Here is a 16,383-nt window from a genome sequence, read left to right as displayed (position 1 = left end):
CGTCATGCTTCTCCCCACGTCACCAGGAGTTCGGGCACGCCATAGATCATCGAGTTTCTGAAGTCGAGATCGGATTCCGCCACCGCGAGCCGCAGGTCGGGGAATCGCTGGAGCAATTTCACAAACACGACCTGAAGCTCGATCCGAGCAAGGTTCTGGCCGAGACACTGATGGATGCCGAATCCGAACGAGACATGGTCACGGGCATCGCGGCGAATGTTGAGGACGTGTGGGTCCTCGAAGACCTCGGGGTCATGGTTCGCGGCAGGGATAGGGGCGATGACACCATCACCGGCGTGAATGCACACACCCCGGATCATGATGTCGTCCGTCGCCACCCGGGAAGCCACGTGGTGCGCGACGGAGAGATACCGGAGCAGCTCCTCCATCGCCGGCGCCGCCAGCTCCGGGTGCGCGCGGAGTTCAGCGGCCTGGTCCGGAAAGCGAAGGAAGGCGATCGTGCCGAGCGCGATCATGTTGGCCGTGGTGTCGAAGCCGCCGACAACGAGCAGCTGCAGCATGCCGACGAGGTCCTGACGGCTGATCGCGCCCTGCTGGAACTGCTGTGCGACGAGGTGGCTGACGATGTCCTCGCCCGGCTTCTCAAGCCGGCGAAGTATGAGGTTGTCAAGGAACGCGGCAAGGTCCCCCGAGGCCTGCGCGGAGACGTCAGGCGGGCTGTTCAGGTTCATCCACGTCGCGACCCGGCCGAGCAGGAACGCCGCGTCGCTGCTCGGTAGGTCGAGGATCTTGCAGATCGCTCGGGCCGGCAGCGGCTCGGCGAGCGCCGCCACGAGGTCAACGGGGCCGCCCGCCGCGGCCATGCCGTCGAGCAACTCGTCGACCAGCTGCTCGACATACGGCCGTAGTAGCTCGACCTGTCGCACGGAGAACGCCTTCGTCAGCATGCGTCGTTGCACGTCATGCTCCGGGGCATCCATGCGAATGAAGCCACCCTGTGTATTGCGAGACGCCGAGTGGTTGGCGCTGCTGTTCGGGTACCCGCCGACACGCGGGTTCGCGGACATGGCCGGATTGCGCAGCAACGCCCGCATGTCGTCGTGCCGGGTGGCCAGCCAGGCCGCGGAGCCGTCGTAGAGGCTGACCCGGCTCACCGGGCACCGGGCCCGCACCTCGTCGAACGCAGGAGGCGGCAGCAGCGGGTCCGCGCGCCGCGGCGGCCAGGTGATACCGCTGTCGACCTCCGGGGCGTCGAGATCGTAAGACGTCATGGTGCCACGACTCCCTCCGTGCTGGGCGCGAGTCTCTCGGTGCCGTCCTGGTGGCCGTCGACCACGTAGTCGATGCCCATCGAGCTCTCCCGCAGCGGGCCCAGGAACGCGACGACCTCGAGGTGACGTGGATGGGTCAGGTACGTGGCGAGGTCGTCGGCGGTGTCGAAGTCGGCGACCATTCCGACGTCCGCCTGACCCTCGGTCACGGACTCGCCGACCGTCATCGACCGCACCTGCGGCAGGCCCCTGAGCGCCCCGATCATCCCGACCAGCTCACCGCGTTGATCGGCGGTGGAGCTCGGGCTCAACTTGATGACGGCGACATGTCTGATCACAGCTTCGCCTCCGCGCCAATGCCGGCCTTCTGAAGAAGGGCGTACTCGAATGCGTTGTCGACGGCCTCGTAGGTCTCCTCGAGCAGGTGGTCGGCGTTCTGGCTGCCCACGACGAGCTCCCAGTTGTCGCGCACCTTCTCGGGCGTAAGCTCGGGGTCCGCGAACCCGAGCGGGGAGGCGAAGAACACCCTTGCGACCCGACCGCCGCTGATACTGAAAGCCTGGCCGGAGACCGGACACTCCTGCGCCGCCAGCAGGCAGGCACCGAGCGCGACGTGCTCCGCCGTCGTGAACCGCTCCATGTATTCAAGGACGTTGGTACCCGGAATCAGCGGCGTGACCATCCGGCTGATCGCCAGAGGCAGGATGGCGTTCGCCTTGATCCCCAACGGGGCTCCGGCTCCCGCGGCCTGACGTGTGGCGGCCAGGACCCCGGCCTTCGCGATTGCGTACGAGCCGTACCAGGTTCCGTCTGGCTGCACGAAGCCGAGCGCCGCGGCGGAGCTCGTGTTGACAAACCTGCCGTAGCCCTGGCGCGCCATGTGCGGCCACGCGGCGCGCATCGTCATGAGCTGACCCTCGAGATGCACGGCCATGTGCGCCGCATACGCGGGTCCCGGCTCCTCCTGGATCGGGTCCGAGGCGTTGATCCCGGCGTTGTTCACGACGATGTCGATACGACCGAACGTGTCGATGGCCTGTTGCACCATCGCGGCGACGTCTTCCTGGCTCGCGACGCTGCCCCGGTTCGCGACGGCCACGCCGTTGGCCGCCGTGATCTCGTCGACGACGGCCTGGGCGCGGTCGCCGCTCTGAACCTCGTTCCGGATGGACACCCCGTAGTCGTTGACCACGACTTTCGCGCCGCGCGCGGCCAGGGTCTTCGCGTGCGCGCGACCGATCCCACCGCCGGCACCGGTGACGAGCGCGACCCGCCCGTCGAATCGGACGTCACTCATAACCAACCCTCCTCACTTGACAACGCCGGTCTCGGACCGGCGAACGGTGACGATCACGGCGAACAGCACGATCACGCCGAAGATCACGGTCTGGTAGTTGGGATCCACCTGGATCAAGGTCATCCCGTTGGTCACGATCCCCAGGGTGAGGACGCCAACGATGGTGCGCGCCGGGCCACCGCTGCCGCCGCTGAGGGCGGTTCCGCCCATCACTACCGCCGCGATGGCGTTAAGCAGGAACGAATCGCCCATACCGGGCGAGGATCCGCCGCCGACGCCGATTAGCATGAGTCCGGCGACGCCGGACAGGAGGCCGGACAGGGCGAACAGCGCAAGTTTGTTGCGCCGCACCTTGAGGCCGGAGAGGGCCGCGACGCGTTCGTTGCCACCGATGGCATAGACGTGGCGGCCGAACGGCGTCCGGTACGCGATGACCGCGACGATGGCGAACACCATCACGGCCCACCAGACGATATTTGCGATGCCAAACGCAGGTGTGCTGTTGACCATCGTGTCGAGCGTGTGGTTGTCGAGCTGAGCCGCGGCGCCGCCTGTGATCCTCAGGGCCAGACCGTTGAGAATGAACAGTGTGCCGAGCGTCGTAAGGAATGACGGCAGCTTGGCGTACGCGACCAGGAAGCCGTTCACCAGGCCGCAGGCCAGACCGATGGGCAGCGCGAGCCAGATCAGGTCGGGGTGGCCGTGTTCGGACAACTGGACCGCGATGGTTCCCGTCAAGGCAGCGACCGCGCCGACGGACAGGTCGATGCTGCCGGCGACGATGACCAGCGTCGACGCGCACGCGACCACCATCAGTGTCGAGGACGACCGAAGGATGTTCAGCAGGTTGTCGGTGGTCGGGAACAGCGCCGTACGCGCAGTGAAGAAAATAATGAGCGCGACGATCAGCGCGTACGGTAACAGCCGACCACCCCAGGCGCCGACCACCTCACCGGTAGACCGTGGTGGCCGGGCTGGTTTCACGGCCACCACGGGCCTCTCCGGAAGCTGCTGCGTGGTCATTTCACACCATCCTTGCGATGACGAGCTCTTCGGTGAGCAGCCTGGTCTCGGCCTGATCCCATTGATGGACCATGCGCCCGTCCTTCATGACCGCGACGCGGTCACCGAGCCCGAGGAGCTCGTTGAGGTCGTCGCTCACGACGAGGATTGCGATGCCCTCGTCCGCGAGATCGCGCAGATGTCCGTAGATCTCCTGGCGGGCGCCGACGTCGACTCCCCGGGTGGGGTTGTCCAGGACCAGTACGTGGGCCCCGGAGGCGACGAGCCGGGCGAGCATGACTTTCTGCTGGTTTCCACCGCTCAGCGAGCCGACCTTGGTCTCCATGTCTGGAGCGGCAATGCGGTACCGGTCGATCGCCGCGGCGACGGCGCGCCGTTCGCGTCCCGGATCGAGAAAGGGGCCGCGGCGCAACGAGCGCAGGCTCGACCAGGTGATATTCCACTTGATGCTCTGCAGCAGGCTCACGCCCTCCGCGTGGCGGTCAAGCGGACCGAACGCGATGAACCCGGTCCGTGCGGCGTTGTCCCCGGACCGCAGGCGGTGTCCATCGACGACGACATCGCCGTGCGCTTTCAGGTCACCCGCGATGGCCCGGGCGACATGCGACTTGCCGCAGCCGGCGATGCCACCCAGCGCGAAGATCTCACCTTGGCGGATCTCCAGTGACACGTCGGTGAAGTACGGCGCCGCCGCCAGTCCGTCGACCTGCAACCGGGCCGGGCCGAAGGTGGCGTGCCGGCGATCCTCGAAGTAGTGGTTCTGTGAGCGCTCACGTCCGACCATGAGCCGGTGCAGCTCGGCCTCGCTGGTCTCGGCGGCCAGCCGCTCGGCGACGACCTGTCCGTCCTTCAGGACGTACACCCGGTCGCACAGCTCGAGGATCTCGTTCAGGCGGTGGCTGACGAACACGAACGAGGCATGCTCGCGGTGGGCCCGGACGAACTGGAACAGCTCGGCCGCCTCGTCCTGGTTCAGCGAGGCTGTGGTCTCGTCGAGGAGGATGACCGGCCGGCCGATCTCGAGCAGGTCGGCGACGGCGAAGGCCCGCGTGATCTCCACGAGCTGCCGGATGTCCAGCGGCAGATCCCGTACGCGTGCGTCCACGTCGACCTGCCCACCCAGCAGCTGGCTGCCGTCGACCTGCTGGGCGGCGGCGCGGCGCATGCGAGCGGTTCGCAGCAGGCCGCCGACGGTGAACCGGACCTCGTGGCCGAGGTACAGGTTCTCCGCGACGGTCAGGTTGCCGATGAGGCCCTGGTCCTGGTGCGCGCGGAACACGCCAGCCGCGTTGGCCTGCTGGTAGCTCGCCAGCTCCGTGGCACGGCCGCCGACACGGACCTCGCCGGAGTCGACGCTCAGAGAGCCGGACAGGATGCTGAGCAGGGTCGACTTTCCGGCGCCGTTCTCGCCGACGAGGCCCACCACCTCGCCGTCACGCACCGTGATGCTGACGTCCGTCAATGCCCGTACTCCTGGGAACGCCTTCGTGACTCCGTCGGCTTCGAGGGCCGGCGGCGGCAGAGTGTCGACCGTCATCGCGGCCTACAGATCCAGCGCCGCGAGCGCCTCGTGCACGAGGCCGAAACCGAGCTGGTCGTGCATGATGCGTTTGAGGTCACGGGTCAGGACCTCACGGGTGTAGCGCAGCGTGAGCAGCGGCTTGGCCGCCAGCCTGTGGGCGATCTCCATGGCCCGGGGAATCAGCTCAGCGGGCGCGAGGACCTCGTCGACGGCGCCGGCAACCAGCGCGGCCTCGGCCGAGAGCTCCTTCTCGGTGAGAAGGAAGTACTTGGCACGCTTCGCGCCCAGGACGTAGATCCACGCCTGCGCGGCTCCGTCGCCGGGAACGATTCCTCCTGGCAGGTGGGGACTGTCCTCGAAAACCGCGGTGGAAGACGCGAGCACGACGTCGGAGAGGATCGGAATCTCGGAGTGCACCCGCGCGGGCCCGTTGACGGCAGCAATCACCGGAACCCGGATCGACAGTAAGTTGTTGATCAGCCTCTGGCCCTCGAAGACGCTGTTGTCCCAATCGGCGGGGCCGGTCAGGACGAAGCTGTCGAAGTCGATGGCCCCGCAGAAGTCGGCGCCGGCGCCGGTGAGCACGACGACCTTGTTCTCCGGATCGCAGGCGACGTCGTTGAAGCAGTACGCCAGCTCGTCATGGGCGACCGTGTCCCACACCAACGACCCGCCCCGGGTGTGAAGAGTGACGACGAGGACACCGTCGTCGGTGCGCTCAAATTTGATTCGTTGGTACTTTCCCCGGTAGTCGTGTAACCGAGGCGCGATCTTCGACATTACCTACTCCTGTGTCCTTGGATCGGTCAGCGGACCATGACGCCGGCGTCGACCGGTACGGCCATACCGGTGATGAACCTCGCGTCGTCGGAGGCGAGCCACGCGACGGCGGCGCTCACCTCCTCGGGTTCGAGGAATCCGTTCGCCGGGATGGGCAGCACCGGGTTGAAGGTGCTGGCGAACAGGACCGCGTCGTGGCCGTCACCGCTCAGCAGCGCCGGCCCGGTCTCGTCGGTGGTCAGGGGGGTCCGGATCGGCCCGGGGTTCACGGTGTTGACCCGGATTCCGAACTCGCCCAGCTCCTGCGCCAGGACCTTCATCAGGCCCTGGAGGCCGTGCTTGGTCGCGGCGTACGCGCCGGTGAAGGGAAGCCCCTTGGTCCCGGAAACCGAGCTGGTGATGATGATCGAACCGCCGTCGCCCGCGAGCATGCGCGGGGCGAACGCCTGCACGGTGTTGAAGGTTCCGGTCAGGTTGACACTCATGACCTCGTCCCACAGGTCCATGGGAGTGTCGAGGATCTTGCCGTAGGCGCCCATGCCCGCGTTGCAGACAAGCACGTCCAGCCGTGGGAAGTCGGTGCTGCTGGCGGCCTCCGCCGCCGCCAGCGCCGCCCGGTCACGGATGTCCGCCTTTATCGCGACCGCGCGCCGTCCCATGGCCTTGACCGCGTCGACCGTCTCGACGAGCTCATCCCACGTGCCGAGCGGGTAGGCGACCTTCAGTGCCTGCTCGCAGAGGTCCAGCGCGACGATGTCGGCTCCTTCGGCCGCGAGCCGCAGGCAGTGCGCCCGGCCCTGGCCATGGGCCGCGCCGGTCACGAGCGCGGTGCGGCCCGCCAGGCGCTGCCGCATCGGGTCCTGGTCATACATATCCGCCACCTCCTGTGGGTCGCCCCGTCGTTCTATGCGATGCCCATGCGCTTGAACGTGCCGAGCGCACCGTCCTTGTAATCCGCCTTCGCCCGGACGGAGCCATAGGGATCGACGAAACGCGCGGACCAGTCGGTGTTGACCTTGTCGATCTGCCCACTGTCGAGTGCCCGCTGATATTCCGTCGGCCACTGGAAGCCCGCCGGGCGGGGGGTCCTGTTGGTGCCTGGCCTGTCGCCCCACAGGAAATTCGTCGGGTCCGAGACCACGCACTTGTGCGGGAACGTCCATTTGTCGCCCTGCAGTTTCCGGCTCATCTTCCGCGCGTCCCACAGCGGCGACTTGTCCTCGCCGGTTAGGTTCAACAGCTCGCCCGCCGCACCAGGCGTGTCCACGATGACGCTGTCGGTGTCGATGAACACCTCGGTGGGATCGAACTTCACACCGTTCAGGAAGTCATAGAGCCGGACGGCGGCCAGCACTCCCGAGAACGCGATCAGGCCGGCGGAGGTGGCGACGATCCTCTCCTCCGACTGCATCTGCTCGAGGAACCCAGGGTCGCCGTCCATACCGCAGACGAGCGCGGTGGTGTTGCGAGCCGCCTTGAGTGCGGCAATCGCGCCCTGGGCGACGCCGTCGTTGAATCCGACGACGAACTTCACGTCCGGATGCGCCGGCAGCAGCGCGGCCAGTGCGTCCCTGGCCTTGGTGGTATCCCAGTCGGTGTACGCGTTGCCGACGACCTTGACGTTCGGATATTCCGCGAGCGCCCTGTTGACCCCGAACCGCCGCGCGGTCTCGGAGATGCCGCCCTTCGGGCCGCCGAGCAGGATCGCCTCGCCCTTCCCGCCGCCACGCTGCAGGAGGATCTTCGTGATGATATAGGCTTCCTCGGCGAACGGCCCCCCAACGTTGCCGATAAAGTACCCGTTGTACCTCGGACCGTTGGGTGCGAACCACGGGAGGCGGTTCGAGAGATTCGTGTACGCGATCTTCTTGTTGGTCAACGACTGCGCGTACTGGCCCACCGACGCGTCGGCGACGAGATAGCTGTGCACACCATTGACTCCCAATGCGGGGAACTGCAGCTCCTGCGACAGCATCTTCTGCATGTCGCCGTCGTAGCTGGTGAACGACGAGCTGCCGCTGAGCGCCTGGGCAGAGAGCTTGAAGGCACGATCGGTCGACTCAAAGGCGGGCACGTTCGCGATCAGGTGATCGATGAACTTCGGTGCGACCGCGCCGCCGGCGCTGCTGGCCGTTCCGACGTCACGGCCCGCGCAGGCCGCCACCGCCAGGCCGAGGCCACCGAGGCCGACGGCCTGTAACAGTCCGCGTCTGGATAACTCTGCCGTTGCCGGTACATCCTTGATATCCATGAACAACTCCCGAAAAAGGTGCGCCAAAGAGCGCCGGTGTCGTTGGGACGGCCCGCGCGCGGGCCGGGTCGGTGCCCCGGGTCAGCTCCGGTCGGCACGCACGGTGTCACTTCGCGACGAAACCGCCGTCGACGGGCAGGGCGACACCGGTGATGAAGCTCGCCCGGTCGCTGGCCAGGAAGAGCGCGGCCTGCGCGATCTCCTCCGGTCGGCCACGCCGACCGAGTGGGATGTCCTTGGCGAGCCAGGCGTTCATGCGATCGTCCAAGCCCTCCGTGGTCTCCCTGGACCAGAACTTCGGCAGCATAGGAGTGTCGATCGGCCCCGGGCAGATCACGTTCACCCGGATCTTCGGGGCAAGCGCCAGCGCCAACGATTTCCCCAGCATCACGACCCCACCTTTGGAGGCAGAGTAGAGCGGGCTCAGGTGGGAGCCTACGAGGCCGGCGGTCGAGCTGGTAAAGATGATCGAACCGACGTTCGCGGATGCCTGCAGCAGCGGGATCGCCTGCTGCGCGGCGAAATAGGCGCCGGTGAGGTTCACTGCGACGGAGATGTCGTACTGCTCACGCGTCACGTTGTTGCCGGTGGCGCCAGGTGTGCCCGCATTCGCGTAGACGATGTCCAGCCGGCCGTACCGCTCGCCGATGACGTCATAGCAGCGCTGGATGGCCGCGTCGTCCGTGACGTCGACCTGGAGGGCGAGCGCGGTCCCGCCGGCGGTCTCGATCTCGGCGGCGACCGCCTTGGCCTGCCCCTCGTCGAGGTCACCGATGACGACCGTGGCCCCCTCCCCCGCCATCGCAAGCGCGCTGGCGCGCCCCATGCCCGACGCGCCGCCGGTGATGAACGCGATGCGGTCCTGCAGCTCTGCCATTCTCAGCTCCATTCTGACTGCGACCGGGACCCTGCCGTTGGCAGATCAACCGGTCGTCTCGAATGCACGCAGCTCGATGTACTCGTCGAGGCTCCAGCGACCCCATTCCCGTCCGACACCGGTCTGCTTGAATCCCCCGTGCGGGCCCGCGGTGACGTTGGCCAGGCAGTTGACCCCGACGTTCCCGGTGCGAATCGCACCGGCCACCCGCCAGGCCTTCTCCAGGTCCTGGCTCCAGACCGCGGCGTTGATGCCGTAAATCGAGTCCTCGGTGATTCTCACGGCGTCGGTCTCGTCATCGAACGGGATGGCGACAAGGACCGGGCCGAATATCTCCTCCTGGGCGATACGCATCCTGTTGTTGACGTCGGTGAACAGCGTGGCCTCGATGAAGAAACCGGTGGGGTCGGCAACGGCACCGCCGGCCGCGAGGGTCGCACCCTCCTCCCTGCCGACGCGGATGTAGTCAAGGACCCGGTCGAACTGCGCCGCGTTGGCCACCGGACTCAGCTCGGTGCCGCTGTCCAGCGGCTCCCCTGGCCGCAACGTCGCCATACGCTCAGCCAGCCGCGCCGTCACCTTCTCGTAGATCGGACGCTCGACGAGCAGGCGGGTGAGCTGGCCGCAGCCCTGGCCGGCATGCTTGAGATTGGCCGGGTCCGTGGCGAAGAACGCATCGAGGTCCGCGTCCGCGAAGACGATGTTGGCGGACTTGCCGCCGAGCTCAAGCACGCACTTCTTGACCGTCCGCGCGGCGAGCTCCATGATTCGCCGCCCGGTGGCCGTCGAACCGGTGAAGCTGACCATGTCGACCCGGGGGTCGCCGACCAGCGCCTCACCGGTCTCGGGGCCGGCGCCGAGCAGGATGTTCAGCACACCCTCGGGCAGTCCGGCCTGCACCGCGAGCCGCGCCATGAGCGCGGCATCCCAGGACGTGGTCGGGTGCGGCTTGAGGATGACCGTGCAGCCGACCGCAAGCGCCGGAAAGACCTTCTGCACGTTGACGCGGAAGGGGTAGTTGAACGGGGTGATCGCGGTGACGACGCCCGCCGGGACGCGCTGCACGACCCGTACCCGCCGTACACCCGTCTGGCCGGACATCGGCGGGCCGCTGATGTCAGTGGACTCGGTCTCGGCGAAGCTAGCGGCGGCGTCGGCATATCCGTGGGCCGCTACGAGCGGCGCGCCGGTCTGCCATCCCTCGGCCAGCGGCAGCAGCGCGCCGGCCTGATCGATCGCGATCCGCACGAGCTCGTCGCGGTGCTCAGCGAGCAGGTCGGCGTACCGGTGCAGGACGGCAGCCCGCTCGGCCGGCAACATCCGCGGCCAGGGGCCCTCATCGAACGCCCGGCGCGCGGCCGCGATCGCGCGCTCGGCCTCGTCGGCTCCGGCCACCGGCGTCTCGGCGACCACCTGCCTGGTCCAGGGCGAAACGATCACGAAGCGTCCGGTCCCCGTCTCGAGCCGGCCGTCGATCAGGTGCCGGAGGCCCCGCGCGACGGGGGCGGGCTCAGCGACACCCGCCCCGGCCCGCACGGTCTGTGACTGACCGATCATGATCTGTCCCGCCCTCTCACAGTGCCTGGCCCCACGCGTCGGACCCTACAGCGCCGAATCCTGTTCACGTTGATAATTCGTTTCATAATCATAGATTCCGCTCATCGTAATTACACTGCGCATTCCAGGTCTTCAATCGAGATTCTGGACAAAACCTGCGAACGGTGGCCCATGACGGCTGCACTGGCGTGGATCCCCGCCACACTTAGAAGGCGGCCCGCGCGGGCATAGGCGACTACGAGCTTTGGCCCGTCGCTCTCGAGCGTCAGGGCCGCATCGTGGCCTAAGGACGAGCCAATGCTCTGCAACCTGGCGCCGTACTGATCGGACCAGAAGTAGGGCGCGCTCACGAATCCCGCTGGATCGTGCAGCCCGAGCAGCCGCCGGGCCGCATAGGCACCCTGCTCGACGGCGTTTGTCCAGTGCTCTACTCGCATGAGCCTGCTGTACAGCGGATTCCACCAGGCAGCGACATCGCCGGCCGCGACCACCCCGTCGGCGCCCGCAACCGCGCACGTACGGTCACATCGAACGCCGTCAGTGACGTCTAGTCCGCTGTCGATCAACCAGTCGACTCCCGGTAACGAGCCGATCGCGACGAGGACGACGTCCGCCGCGAGCGGCTCACCGCCGACCAGACGGACACCGGCGACCCGCCCCGACGGACCTGGGACGAGACCGGCCACCGAACCGCCGGTCACGATGCGTACACCATGCGAACGGTGCAACGCGGTCACGTAGGCGCCGAAGGAGGCACCGAGCACGCTGCCGAGCGGTACCTTGTCCTTCTCGACAACGGTGACGTCCTGACCGAGCTCGGCGGCGACGGCGGCCACCTCGAGGCCGATGAAGCCACCGCCCACGATCACCACACGTCGCGCCTCCCGAAGGTCCTTTCTCAGCCCGCGCGCGTCCTCGACGGACCGCAGCGTGTGGACTCCGGGCAGGCGCGGGCCGAACGGAACAGGCCTGGCCCGCGCTCCCGTCGCGATCACCAGACCGTCGAAAGGAACCTGGACGTCGCCACCATCCGCCCGGATAGCCTCGACCTGGCGACGCCCGAGGTCAAGGCGGACGAGGCGATGACCCATCAGCCGCTCGACCTCGAGGTTCCCCGGCCACTCGATGGCGACGCGTCCCTCATCGAGCTTGCCGCTCAGCAGGCCCTTCGAGACCTCCGGCCGCCGATACGGGGACTGCGCATCGGCGTCGAGAAGCACGACCCGCCCGTCGAAGCCGGCCCGACGCAGCTCGCGGGCGGCGCTCAGGCCGGCGTTGGAGCCGCCGGCGATCACGATCTGGCGCATCACGGGTGCCCCACCGGCTCTCCGGCCCGAGCCAGGACCAGGCCGGCGACCCGGTAGTCCGGCCTCGTCACCACCCGACCGTCGAGGAGGACCGCCGCCTCGCCTCGCAGCAACGCCTCCTCGTACCGCCGGCAGATCACGCGGGCATACTCGACCTCGGCCGGCGACGGCGTCATGATCTCGTTCACGATCGGCAGGTGACGGGGCGCCAGCGCGATACACGCGGTGTAGCCGACATCCCGCCAGGTGCGCACGAATCTGCGCACGACGTCGAGATCCTGGTAGTTCGGAACGAGGCTTCCCCCGGTCGCGAACAGCCCGTGTGCGGCCGCCGCGATCGCCACCGTCGAGCGCACCTGGCTGCCGGGCAGGTAGAGATCGTCACCCGCGTCGTCGAACGGCCGCGAGCCGACGTCCGCCGCGAAGTCGACATAGCCGAAATGCAGCCCCTGCACCGTCTCGACGGCCGAGATCGCGTCCAGTTCCTGGACGGCACCCGCGGTCTCGATCATGACGTGCAGGCCGAGCGGGCGCGCGTCCCGATGCTCGCGCAGGATGCCGGCCACGGCCACCACCTCGTCGGCCGAGCGCGCCTTCGGGTAGCTGACGAGGAAGTCGCCGTCAGCGTGGGCCAGAGCCACCAGGTCGCCCCTGGCCCACGGCGTCTCGAGGTTGTTCACCCGTACGACGACCTCGCGGGCGCCGAAATGCGATCGGTCGCCTAATGCCTCGACCACCCGCGCGCGGGCCCGCTCCTTGTCCGCGGGCGCCGCCGAGTCCTCTAGATCGATCATGATCGCGTCGGCCTGAACCGTGGGCACCTTGTCCCAGTACCGCTCGACCAGGATGGGGACCTCGAGCAGGCTGCGGACGTGCGCGTAGCGCTCCCGGCCGGCCGTCATGACACCTCCAGGAACGACCGCAGCACCTCGAGGAACTCCTCCGGCGCCTCCCGCGGGACGTAGTGGCCGGTGTCGAACCACCGCACCGTTGCCGCCGGCATCGCCGCAAGCATGCGGTCGACGACCTCCTCGTCGAGCACGTTGCTGCGCCGGCCGACCAGGAGCAGCGTCGGCATCGTGAGGTCCTTCGAGCGCTGCCACAGGTACTCGACATCCGGCAGGCTCACCGAGCCGGTGATCCACTGGACGTCCGGGTCCGCCTTGGGGACCAGTTTGCCGGCCCAGTTCCTGCGCAGCTGGTGCCGGACGTGCAAGTCGATGAAGTCCTTGCGCCATTCGGGATGCAGGCCCAGGTAGAAGGCCTCCGCCTCCGCTTCGTCGCGGAATCCGCGCAGGTTCGTCGTGGCCCGGATGAAGTCGCGCATCGCGATCGCGCCGGACCGGGAGTTGGCTGGTCCGGCGTCCGAGAGCGCGAGCCGGCGCACCGTCTCCGGCCGCTCGCCGGCCACCGCGATCGCGACCCGGACCCCGGCCGAGTGCCCGACAAGGTCGACGGGTCCAAGACCGAGCTGGTCGATGAGCCCGTGGACGTCACGGGCCATGGAACGCACTCGGTACCCAGCGGGGCACCAGTCGCTGTCCCCGTGCCCACGCAGGTCCATCGCGATCACATGCCGGTCGGGAAGGAGCCCACGGATGATCGGGTCCCAGGTGTGGCACTGGACATTGAGCCCGTGGAGCATCACGATCGGCGGCGCCGTGACCGGACCCCACTCCGTGTAGTGGAGCCGCAGCCCGTCAACCTCGACGAAGCCATCCGCATACTCGTGCAACATCCGCTACCCCTGACCTCTCAAACCGTTCAGGACCGGTGCATGATTATCATGCGCATGAATCGCCGTCAAGGGCGGACGTGAGCGCTCAGCCGTCTGTCTCCGCTGGTCACCCCCCCAGGACAGTCGACTGGGACCCCGCGCGGCCCGGATGCGGCCAGGCTCGCGCGGCCAGCTTCCGTTGACATCCACACCCACCGCTGGCTACTTTCATGCGAACTATCCGTATGAATTTGGCCGCGAAGGACATCGATGCAGAGCTCCCAGGCAGCCCTGGCCGGCCTCAAGGTCGTCGAGTTCGCCCACGTCATCGCCGGACCGCTCGCCGGCACGCTGCTGGCCGATCTCGGCGCGGAGGTCGTGCACGTTGAGGATCCGGGCCGTGGCGACCCACAGCGAGCGGCCGGTCCGCAGCGCAACGGTGCGCACCTGTGGTGGAAGGTCTCCGCCCGCAACAAACGATCGGTGACGCTCGACCTGCGCAGCCCCGAGGGCCGAGAGGTCGCGCGTGACCTGGTCGCCTGGGCGGACGTGGTCATCACGAACTTCCGGGTGTCCACGCTCGAGAGATGGGGGCTCGACTTCGCGTCGATCAACGCGGTGAGCCCGAAGATCATCGTGCTCCAGGTGACCGGCTACGGCGCGCGCTCCTCGCGACGCAACCAGCCCGGCTTCGGCAAGGTCGGCGAGGCGATGAGCGGCGTGGTCAACCTGACCGGGTTCCCCGACGGGCCTCCGGTGCACACCGGCTTCTCCCACGGCGACTCGGTCACCGGTCTCATGGGTGCCTTCGCGATCCAGGCAGCGCTCTACCGTCGGGCCACCGACCCGGACTTCGCCGGCGAATGGATCGACCTGGCGCTGTACGAGACTCTCTTCCGGCTCGTCGAGTGGCAGGTGGTATTCCGCGACCAGTCCGGCCAGGTCCCGCAGCGTGCCGGCAACCGCCTCGCCGCCGCCCCGGCCGCCGTGATCAACACTTTCCGGACCCTCGACGCCCGCTGGATCACCGTCACCTCGGGGACGCCCCGATCAGTGCAGAACGTCGCCCGTCTGGTCGGCGAAGACGTCGCCGACTACGCGACACCGGCGATGCAGGAGGAACGTCGTGCACGACTCGACGGCATACTGCGCGACTGGATCAGCCAGCGCCCGCTCGACGATTGTTTGAAGATCATGCAGGAGCTCGAGGTCGTGGCGTCGACGATCTACACCGTGGACGACATCCTGGCCGATCCGACCTACCGGGAGAACGGCAACATCGTCACCGTCGAGGACCAGGACCTCGGACCGGTACGTATGCAGGGCGTGGTGCCGCGACTCGTGAAGCACCCAGGCACGGTGTGGCGCAGCGCGCCCCCGCTTGGCGCGGACAACGACATTGTCTATGGCGACTATCTCGGCAAGAGTGAGGCCGAGGTGGCTCGGCTGCGCGAGCGCGGCATCATCTGACGCCAGGACTCGCCGGACCCGGCCGGGGCCGGGGCCGGGCAACCACCGGCCAGGTCAGAGGCCGGCCGCAAGACTCGGGCGGTCGTCCGGATGCGCGACGGCGACCAGGGCAGCCGCCCGGTCCGTGGCGGAGCGGCCGCGCAGGTCCGCGACGCCGTACTCGGTCACCACCAGGTCGACCTCGCCGCCAGGGGTGGTCGCGGGAACACCCAGATGCGCCACGATCCGGGGCGCGCCGGCCGACCGGGACGGTAGCGCGAGCACAGAGGCGCCCTCGGCTCCCAGGTGCGCGGCACGGACGAAGTCCGTCTGGCCGCCGCCGCTCGCGATCCGAAGCCCCTTGCGGTACTCCGCGTTGACCGCGCCGGTCAGGTCCACCTCGAAACCCGAGTTGACGGCCCACAGCCGCCACAGGCCGAGCAACCGGACCGGGTCATGGGTACGGCTCAGCGGCTCCAGACACACCTCACCCCAACCGCATGAAGCGTCTCCGAGCACGCCGGTGGCCACCATCGGCCCGACGGTCGAGAGTCGCCGCAGCGCGCCAGGCAGCACGCCCGAGTGGACACGCAGGTCATGGCGCCCGACCAGCGCGGCCACCACGGCCTCCGGCACGGCGCCGAGCCCGACCTGCACCGTGGCCTGGCACGGCACGAGGTCCGCGACCCTCGCGGCCACCCGCAGTTGCGCGTCGGACGGTGACCGGCCCGGCGGCGCGTCGGCGTCGGCCTCCCCCACCGGTGCGGTCACCACGACCTGCGCGCGATCCAGTGGGACAGGATCGGTGCCGGGAAGGTTTGCGTGGGCGGGTTGGAGCTCGAAACCTGCGCGTGCCGACGTTGTCAGCGCGGAGTGGGTATATCCGACGATATCGCCATAGCCGAGCCACCCAGGCCGGCCTGTGGGCCGCATCCTGGCGACCACCACGTCGAAGGGCAACACCCCCGAGGCAATCATGCCGTCGACGTCCCACATCGACGCGGGGACGTGGTCGACGTCGGCCGCCAGGTCGACCGGAACCGCGCCCGCGAGCACGACCACCCGCAGCCGGCCAGCGCGCACCTGCGCGCGGGCCGCGGCGTCGAGAAAGGCGAAACGGCCAGTCAGGTCGGCGACGAGCAGGGTGAGCACCCGATCAGTGCGGCGAGCTTCCCGGATGATCGCGGCGACAAGGCCGGCTGGAAGCTGCGGTCCCATCGCGGCTAGCACGCGGGGAGCAGGCAGGTCGCGCAGCAGCACCGCGGCGGCACGATCGTGCGTGACATGCATCAGGTCGCTCCATCGGTTTGCCTGGGAGAGAATTTACTGTAATCATACGCATGGATCGGCCGACTCGCGGACAAGGAGCCC

15 protein-coding genes are annotated in these 16,383 nt (G+C 68.2%); 1 reads left to right on the top strand and 14 read right to left on the bottom strand.

The window, feature by feature from the left end:
- Nucleotides 1-2: 2 nt before the first annotated feature.
- From C1A33_RS00720 to C1A33_RS00660, 13 genes are all read right to left on the bottom strand, one after another.
- A complete protein-coding gene (locus C1A33_RS00720; RefSeq protein WP_165818175.1) occupies nucleotides 3-1,115 on the bottom strand; it encodes a cytochrome P450 in 1,113 nt (370 codons plus the stop codon).
- A 113-nt stretch (nucleotides 1,116-1,228) separates the two neighbouring features.
- Nucleotides 1,229-1,570, bottom strand: coding sequence for a Dabb family protein (locus tag C1A33_RS34485; RefSeq protein ID WP_165818174.1), 342 nt, complete (start codon nucleotides 1,568-1,570; stop codon nucleotides 1,229-1,231).
- Nucleotides 1,567-2,529 (bottom strand): SDR family NAD(P)-dependent oxidoreductase, encoded by a 963-nt coding sequence (locus tag C1A33_RS00710; protein ID WP_101829579.1) that lies wholly within the window; start codon nucleotides 2,527-2,529, stop codon nucleotides 1,567-1,569. The genes C1A33_RS34485 and C1A33_RS00710 overlap by 4 nt, the downstream gene beginning before the upstream one ends.
- Nucleotides 2,530-2,541: 12 nt before the next feature.
- Nucleotides 2,542-3,552 carry an ABC transporter permease gene (locus tag C1A33_RS00705; RefSeq protein WP_101829578.1) on the bottom strand — a complete coding sequence of 337 codons (1,011 nt, stop codon included), beginning with the start codon at nucleotides 3,550-3,552 and terminating at the stop codon, nucleotides 2,542-2,544.
- 1 nt (nucleotide 3,553) lies between these two features.
- Nucleotides 3,554-5,089 carry a sugar ABC transporter ATP-binding protein gene (locus C1A33_RS00700; RefSeq protein ID WP_101829577.1) on the bottom strand — a complete coding sequence of 512 codons (1,536 nt, stop codon included), beginning with the start codon at nucleotides 5,087-5,089 and terminating at the stop codon, nucleotides 3,554-3,556.
- A 6-nt stretch (nucleotides 5,090-5,095) separates the two neighbouring features.
- A complete protein-coding gene (locus C1A33_RS00695) occupies nucleotides 5,096-5,854 on the bottom strand; it encodes an enoyl-CoA hydratase/isomerase family protein (RefSeq protein WP_101829576.1) in 759 nt (252 codons plus the stop codon).
- 26 nt (nucleotides 5,855-5,880) lie between these two features.
- Nucleotides 5,881-6,726, bottom strand: coding sequence for a mycofactocin-coupled SDR family oxidoreductase (locus tag C1A33_RS00690; protein WP_165818173.1), 846 nt, complete (start codon nucleotides 6,724-6,726; stop codon nucleotides 5,881-5,883).
- A gap of 32 nt (nucleotides 6,727-6,758) precedes the next feature.
- Nucleotides 6,759-8,105 (bottom strand): sugar ABC transporter substrate-binding protein, encoded by a 1,347-nt coding sequence (locus tag C1A33_RS00685; protein WP_133150530.1) that lies wholly within the window; start codon nucleotides 8,103-8,105, stop codon nucleotides 6,759-6,761.
- Between the two features lie 106 nt (nucleotides 8,106-8,211).
- Nucleotides 8,212-8,982 carry an SDR family NAD(P)-dependent oxidoreductase gene (locus C1A33_RS00680; RefSeq protein WP_101829573.1) on the bottom strand — a complete coding sequence of 257 codons (771 nt, stop codon included), beginning with the start codon at nucleotides 8,980-8,982 and terminating at the stop codon, nucleotides 8,212-8,214.
- A 45-nt stretch (nucleotides 8,983-9,027) separates the two neighbouring features.
- Nucleotides 9,028-10,539: an aldehyde dehydrogenase family protein gene (locus C1A33_RS00675; protein WP_101829572.1), complete on the bottom strand. Its 1,512-nt coding sequence runs from the start codon at nucleotides 10,537-10,539 to the stop codon at nucleotides 9,028-9,030.
- A gap of 110 nt (nucleotides 10,540-10,649) precedes the next feature.
- Nucleotides 10,650-11,846 (bottom strand): NAD(P)/FAD-dependent oxidoreductase, encoded by a 1,197-nt coding sequence (locus C1A33_RS00670; RefSeq protein ID WP_101829571.1) that lies wholly within the window; start codon nucleotides 11,844-11,846, stop codon nucleotides 10,650-10,652.
- The gene (locus C1A33_RS00665; RefSeq protein ID WP_101829570.1) at nucleotides 11,846-12,748 is read right to left on the bottom strand and encodes an HpcH/HpaI aldolase/citrate lyase family protein; all 903 of its coding nucleotides are present in this window, start codon (nucleotides 12,746-12,748) and stop codon (nucleotides 11,846-11,848) included. The genes C1A33_RS00670 and C1A33_RS00665 overlap by 1 nt, the downstream gene beginning before the upstream one ends.
- Complete coding sequence (locus C1A33_RS00660; RefSeq protein WP_101829569.1) at nucleotides 12,745-13,584, bottom strand: alpha/beta fold hydrolase; 840 nt, start codon at nucleotides 13,582-13,584, stop codon at nucleotides 12,745-12,747. The genes C1A33_RS00665 and C1A33_RS00660 overlap by 4 nt, the downstream gene beginning before the upstream one ends.
- 249 nt (nucleotides 13,585-13,833) lie before the next feature.
- Here C1A33_RS00660 and C1A33_RS00655 point away from each other — a divergent pair, with 249 nt between their 5' ends.
- A complete protein-coding gene (locus C1A33_RS00655) occupies nucleotides 13,834-15,033 on the top strand; it encodes a CaiB/BaiF CoA transferase family protein (RefSeq protein WP_101829568.1) in 1,200 nt (399 codons plus the stop codon).
- Between the two features lie 54 nt (nucleotides 15,034-15,087).
- Here the strand turns inward: C1A33_RS00655 and C1A33_RS00650 are convergent, their stop codons facing one another.
- Nucleotides 15,088-16,302 (bottom strand): acetyl-CoA hydrolase/transferase C-terminal domain-containing protein, encoded by a 1,215-nt coding sequence (locus C1A33_RS00650; RefSeq protein WP_101829567.1) that lies wholly within the window; start codon nucleotides 16,300-16,302, stop codon nucleotides 15,088-15,090.
- Nucleotides 16,303-16,383: the final 81 nt, after the last annotated feature.

The organism is Frankia canadensis (assembly GCF_900197875.1).
In the GTDB taxonomy this organism is placed as follows: domain Bacteria; phylum Actinomycetota; class Actinomycetes; order Frankiales; family Frankiaceae; genus Frankia; species Frankia canadensis.
The sequence above is the reverse complement of the archived record's forward strand: the minus strand, read 5'-3'. Positions and strand labels throughout refer to the sequence as shown.

Coding starts and splice junctions, on each gene's coding strand:
- C1A33_RS00710 (WP_101829579.1), bottom strand. CDS start 2,529: ATGAGTGACGTCCGATTCGACGGGCGGGTCGCGCTCGTCACCGGTGCC.
- C1A33_RS00705 (WP_101829578.1), bottom strand. CDS start 3,552: ATGACCACGCAGCAGCTTCCGGAGAGGCCCGTGGTGGCCGTGAAACCA.
- C1A33_RS00700 (WP_101829577.1), bottom strand. CDS start 5,089: ATGACGGTCGACACTCTGCCGCCGCCGGCCCTCGAAGCCGACGGAGTC.
- C1A33_RS00695 (WP_101829576.1), bottom strand. CDS start 5,854: ATGTCGAAGATCGCGCCTCGGTTACACGACTACCGGGGAAAGTACCAA.
- C1A33_RS00690 (WP_165818173.1), bottom strand. CDS start 6,726: ATGTATGACCAGGACCCGATGCGGCAGCGCCTGGCGGGCCGCACCGCG.
- C1A33_RS00685 (WP_133150530.1), bottom strand. CDS start 8,105: ATGGATATCAAGGATGTACCGGCAACGGCAGAGTTATCCAGACGCGGA.
- C1A33_RS00680 (WP_101829573.1), bottom strand. CDS start 8,982: ATGGCAGAGCTGCAGGACCGCATCGCGTTCATCACCGGCGGCGCGTCG.
- C1A33_RS00675 (WP_101829572.1), bottom strand. CDS start 10,539: ATGATCGGTCAGTCACAGACCGTGCGGGCCGGGGCGGGTGTCGCTGAG.
- C1A33_RS00670 (WP_101829571.1), bottom strand. CDS start 11,846: ATGCGCCAGATCGTGATCGCCGGCGGCTCCAACGCCGGCCTGAGCGCC.
- C1A33_RS00665 (WP_101829570.1), bottom strand. CDS start 12,748: ATGACGGCCGGCCGGGAGCGCTACGCGCACGTCCGCAGCCTGCTCGAG.
- C1A33_RS00660 (WP_101829569.1), bottom strand. CDS start 13,584: ATGTTGCACGAGTATGCGGATGGCTTCGTCGAGGTTGACGGGCTGCGG.
- C1A33_RS00655 (WP_101829568.1), top strand. CDS start 13,834: ATGCAGAGCTCCCAGGCAGCCCTGGCCGGCCTCAAGGTCGTCGAGTTC.
- C1A33_RS00650 (WP_101829567.1), bottom strand. CDS start 16,302: ATGCATGTCACGCACGATCGTGCCGCCGCGGTGCTGCTGCGCGACCTG.